The following is a 5,509-nucleotide window of genomic DNA, read 5'->3' on the forward strand; positions in this document are numbered from 1 at the left end:
TACGGACAACGACACGGTGACGATAACACTCGACGCGCAGTCCGGTTATGGCATCACAGCAGACGAGACGATCACGGTGACGGTTCCCGCATCGGCACTCGTCACCTCGAGTGAGGCGGTGGTCGCGACACCCACCTTTGACATCGCCGCTCTCGGTTGCAACTATTCCTACCGGAGGTCGATCGTCGTCGATCATACAAAAGTCGGAGCTGATGACAGCGGTGAACTTCCTTCGACAGGCTTTCCTGTTCTTATCGAATTATCCGGTGATTGGTTAAGGACAACCACCGAAGACGCCACCAACGGGCGTATAACGGATGACGATGGCGATGACATTATCTTCAAGATGGGTTCGACGACACTATACCACGAGATTGAAGAGTATGATGGCAGTGCCGCTACGGGGGGCAAACTCGTTGCCTGGGTGAGAATCGACTCCCTTTCCAAGGCAGCCGATACGACCATTACCATGTATTATGGCAACGCATGCGTCACTTCTCCCACAGAGGATCCGGAAAACGTGTGGGACGACAACTACGAGGGAGTATGGCACATGAAGGAAGAAGCAACCGGCATAGTAACTGATGACTTATACAAAGATTCCACCTCAAATTCCAACGATGGTGATGATCGGGTTTCAGCGGAAGGGCAAGACGGAAAGATCGGCTCCGGGCAGCAGTTTGACGGCACCAATGACACTATCCAGATCGACTACTCCTCGGAACTGGGGATTACCGGGGACATCACAATCTCGGCCTGGGTCAAGCGATCGGACACCACCGACGGCGCCATCTTGACGAAGACGGATGGCGGCTTTTTTGACGACTGGGACTACGAGCTTTGGTTCGATGGCGACAAACTCGATTTCTGGGCGGATGACGGGACCCCAAACAGTTTGGAGTCGACCGGCTCTATCACGGATACTTCGTGGCACCATGTGGCCGCAACCCGCAGTGGAACCGCCGTCACCTTTTACATCGACGGGGCCGCCTCGGGGGGCGGTACCATGACCGGTGCTTTCGGCAACGGCGCTCAATCGTTGATAATCGGTGATGATGAAGACAATAATCCATACAACGGCTATCTCGACGAGATCCGCCTTTCCAGCACCGACCGTGATTTGGACTGGATCAAGACCTCCCACAACAACCAGAGCGATACCGCGATCGGCGCAGGCAAATTCATAAAAAGCTTGGGTGATGAGATGCTTGCCTGCAAGTTTTTATACCGGAGGCCGATCACCATCGATCATACAAACGTAGGCACTGTTAACAGCGGTGAACTTCCTGCGACCGGCTTTCCTGTTCTTATCAGCGTGACCGGTGATTGGCTAAAGACCACGACCGTGGACTCCACCAACGGGCGTATAGAGGATGAGGATGGCGATGACATCATCTTCAGGGCATCGGATGGCGTGACCGGGCTCTACCACGAGATTGAAGAGTATGATGGAACCACCGGGACCCTTGTGGCCTGGGTGAGAATCAACTCCCTTTCCATGGGCCCCGAGGACACGACCATTTACATCTATTATGGAAACGCCTGCATCACTTCTCCCACAGAGGAGCCGGCAAACGTGTGGGATGCCAGCTTCAAAGGCGTCTGGCATATGAAGGAAGAAGCAACCGGCATAGTAACGGATGACTTATATATAGATTCCACCTCAAATTCCAACAATGGGGATGACCGGGTTTCAGCAGAAGGGCAAGACGGTAAAATATATAATGGACAGCAGTTTGATGGCAGCGACGACTACATCCTGGTGGCGAACTCCCCGGAGCTCGGGATTCAAGGGGACATCACGATTTCGTCCTGGATCAAGAGATCCACCACCACCAACGCCGATGCCATCTTGTCGAAGACGAATGGCGGCCGCTGGGACTACGATTTATACATCGGGTACACGTCTTACACGGATGAACTCGTGTTGTATTCGGACAACACGAACCCGCAGTATGAGAGCTCGACCGACATGGTCACAGATACCTCGTGGTACTATGTCGCGTTAACCCGCAGTGGAACCACGGTCACCTTTTACATTGACGGGGCAGTCACCTCGGGGGGTGGGACCATGGAGAACCTGTTCAACAACAACTCTGATCCGGTGAGGATCGGTGATGCTGGCGGCATTGATGAGTTCAACGGCTATCTTGACGAGGTCCGACTCTCCAGCGACGACCGGGATGCCGACTGGATCAGGACCTGCTACAACAACCAGGTGTGGCCGAACAAGGCAAGTACGCCTGTTCCTAATCCCAGTCCCAACCCTGGTAGTGGTTTCATCACGGTGGGCAGTGAGGAATTCGACGTGGCCACAGCCGTAGGCCTCGTATCCTTTACGGCCACGGGCCAGGGTGAGAGTGTGCTGGTTTCCTGGGAGACGGCCCAGGAGATTGACAATCTGGGCTTCAACCTCTATCGCAGCACTGAACTGGGCGGTACCTACACCAAGCTAAACCGCCGGCTCATACCGGGTCTGATATCCTCTGTCTCGGGTCAGCAATACACTTACACTGATACAGATGTTACCCGGAGTGTACTCTACTACTACATGCTTGAGGATGTGGATCTCTCCGGGACAAGGACGATGCACGGTCCTGTCTGTGTGGACTGGGATAATGACGGCATACCTGATGACTATTATGAAGAGGAAGATGATGATACAGATACCGGAGAGGAAGAGCCTGAGGTCAGCATCCCTGATACCGAATTCGACGAGTTAGGATTGGATCTTTCGGATTGGACTCCCTCCAGTAGTTCTGCCAGCTGGGTGAAGATGGCGAGTTTCAGGGCCCGTCAGGAGGATGAGGGGATTGCCCTGGAATGGGAGACAAGTTTCGAGGTTGACATTCTCGGGTTTCATGTATACCGGGAAGTAGACGGGAAGTTCTACCGTGTAACAGCGGACCTTGTGCCTGGTTCAGTGTTCAAGGTTGGAGCGGGCAAGGAACTTCCTGCGGGACAGTCCTATGGACAGTCTTATGTGTACTGGGACGGATTATCGGAGGGTACAGGACACGAGCTTTACTGGCTGGATAGTGTGGAGCTCAATGGTGGGCGCGCTTCCTTCGGGCCGATAAGGCCTGAGATATACGGGCAGCCAGTACCTGAACGGATCAAGGCACGCTTTAGATCAATAGGAAAGCATCAAGTTTCCAGGGCTCGGGCGCTGGGGAATATCCGCGCACTGCGCGAAGAGTTGAGCACCAAACCGGCAAAAACGTATAAGTCTCAGGTTAATTTAGTCCAGGCTGTTCCTGAGAAGTTCTCTGGGCCTCGGTTGCTGCCGGGTGAGGAACAGTGGGCTCTGGCAGCACAGCCGGGAGTGAAGATCTATATCAAGGAAGATGGATGGTACCGGGTTGGAGAGCCGGAACTGGTCGCGGCCGGCCTTAGTTCGGGAGTTGATCCCCGCTACCTGCAGCTTTATGCAGACGGGGAGGAACAGTGCCTGATGGTGACCGGGAGTGATGACGGGCGTTTTGACCCAGAGGATGCCATTGAATTTTACGGGACAGGGCTCGATACGTCATTCACCGCTGCTCACGTCTACTGGCTTGTTGTCGGGTCACGGCCTGGAAGACGGCTTGATACACCTTTCACCGATATCCGCCTTAATCTCGGCAAACGGATGAGGATTCCCCGGGGTTTAAGAGGCCGGGGAGCACCTTTGAGCTTCCCCTTTTCGGTGGAGTTAAAGGAACGCACGTTCTATTTTGCGGCGCTGACGAATGGTGAGAGGGAGAACTTTTTTGGCTCTGTGATCTCGACAGAGCCTGTGGACCAGCTTTTAACAGTCGCCCATCCAGACCCCTCGTCTCCTGAGGATGCCCTGCTGGAAGTGGTGCTGCAGGGGGGAACTGTTGTTTCTCACCAGATCAAAATCCTGTTCAATTATGTAGAAGTAGGTGAGGTGGTCTTTAGCGGGCAAGAACAATGGAGAGCTGAGATAGAAGTGCCTTACGATTTACTTTTGGAAGGAGACAACATTATCACCCTGACAGCCCAGGGAGGGTCTATGGATGTCAGCCTGGTGGATTATATCCGGCTGACTTACTGGCGTACATACACAGCGGATGAGGATGCCCTGCGATTCAGGGCAAGTGGTGGAGAATGGCTTTCGATTGGAGGCTTCAGCAGTCCCGAGATTCAGGTGCTGGACATCACTGATCCAATGCGAATGTTAAAAGTAAGGGGAAAGGTGATGACTCAAGATTCGGGTTATGCCATCACAGTCAAGGTGCCGGGCGGTGGTGAGAGGAGCCTTATGGCCTTTACCGAGGATAAGATAAAGCACCCGGCTGGTATTGCGGCTAACCTGGCCTCCTCCTGGCATGAGCTGAGCCAGGGGGCTGAGGTCATAATCATCGGCCACAGCGACCTTCTCGAAAGCGTCAGATTCCTTAAGGAGCTGCGGGAGCAGCAGGGCTGGTCAGTAGTGCTGGTTGATGTTGAGGATCTCTACGATGAGTTCAATTTTGGGGCAAAGAGCCCCTGGGCGCTAAAGGACTTTCTCGCTCAGGCATACGCGTACTGGAATCCACAGCCGCGCTTCGTGGTGCTGGTGGGAGATGCGAGCTATGATCCTCGCAACTACCTGGGGTTCGGGGAATTCGACCTGGTGCCCACCAAATTTGTGGATACGAAGTACCTTAAGACGGCTTCGGATGACTGGTTTGTGGACTTCAACGATGATGAGTTGCCTGAGATGGCGGTAGGACGGTTGCCTGTGGAAAGCGCTGAGGAAGCTGCAGCAGTGGTTTCAAAGATCATCAGCTATGAGGGCGCCTCCGGCCTGATGAACGAAGCGCTGCTGGTGGCTGATATCAATGACTTCTTTAATTTTGAAGGCGCCAGTGGTGATGTAGCGGACCTGTTGCCGGGAGATATGACTATTAGCGAGATCTTCCGAGGCAAGAGCCCGACGGCAAGAAGCGATCTTTTGGATAGTCTCAACCAGGGGCAGTTGCTGGTCAATTATATCGGTCATGGTTCTGCAAAAATATGGAAGGGAAATCTGCTCACTTCCTTAGATGCCTGGAATCTAACCAATTCCCCCTATTTGCCCTTTTTGGTCAGCATGACCTGTCTGAACGGATTTTTCCAGGATCCGTATAGCGAGAGCCTGGCTGAGACGTTTTTGAAAGCGGAGCGAGGAGGAGCTGTGGCGGTCTGGAGCTCTTCAGGCTTGACAGATCCTGAAGGGCAGCTCATCATGAATAAGGAACTGATTCGGCTGCTGTTCAACGGGCAGGGACTGACCATAGGTGAAGCGATAATGAGAGCCAAGCAGGTTGTCCCTGACGCGGATATCCGCAAAACCTGGATCCTGTTCGGCGACCCCACCCTGAGACTCAGGTAAGTAATATAGTTGTCCAGGTAAATAGTATAGTTGTCCAGGTAAATAACATAGTTGTCATTGCGAGCGACCGAAGGGAGCGCGGCAATCTCATGGTAAAAGATGGGGTCAGGCCTCCACTTTTAAAATGCGGGTTTGATTTACATTGTG

The 5,509-nt window shown here is 53.4% G+C and carries 1 protein-coding gene; it reads left to right on the plus strand.

Going from position 1 to position 5,509, the window contains the following annotated elements:
- Positions 1-16: 16 nt before the first annotated feature.
- Positions 17-5,362, plus strand: a complete 5,346-nt coding sequence (locus tag VMW13_11515) for a DUF2341 domain-containing protein (GenBank protein ID HUV45440.1) — start codon at positions 17-19, stop codon at positions 5,360-5,362.
- Positions 5,363-5,509 lie beyond the last annotated feature (147 nt).

The organism is Dehalococcoidales bacterium (assembly GCA_035529395.1).
In the GTDB taxonomy this organism is placed as follows: Bacteria; Chloroflexota; Dehalococcoidia; order Dehalococcoidales; family Fen-1064; genus DUES01.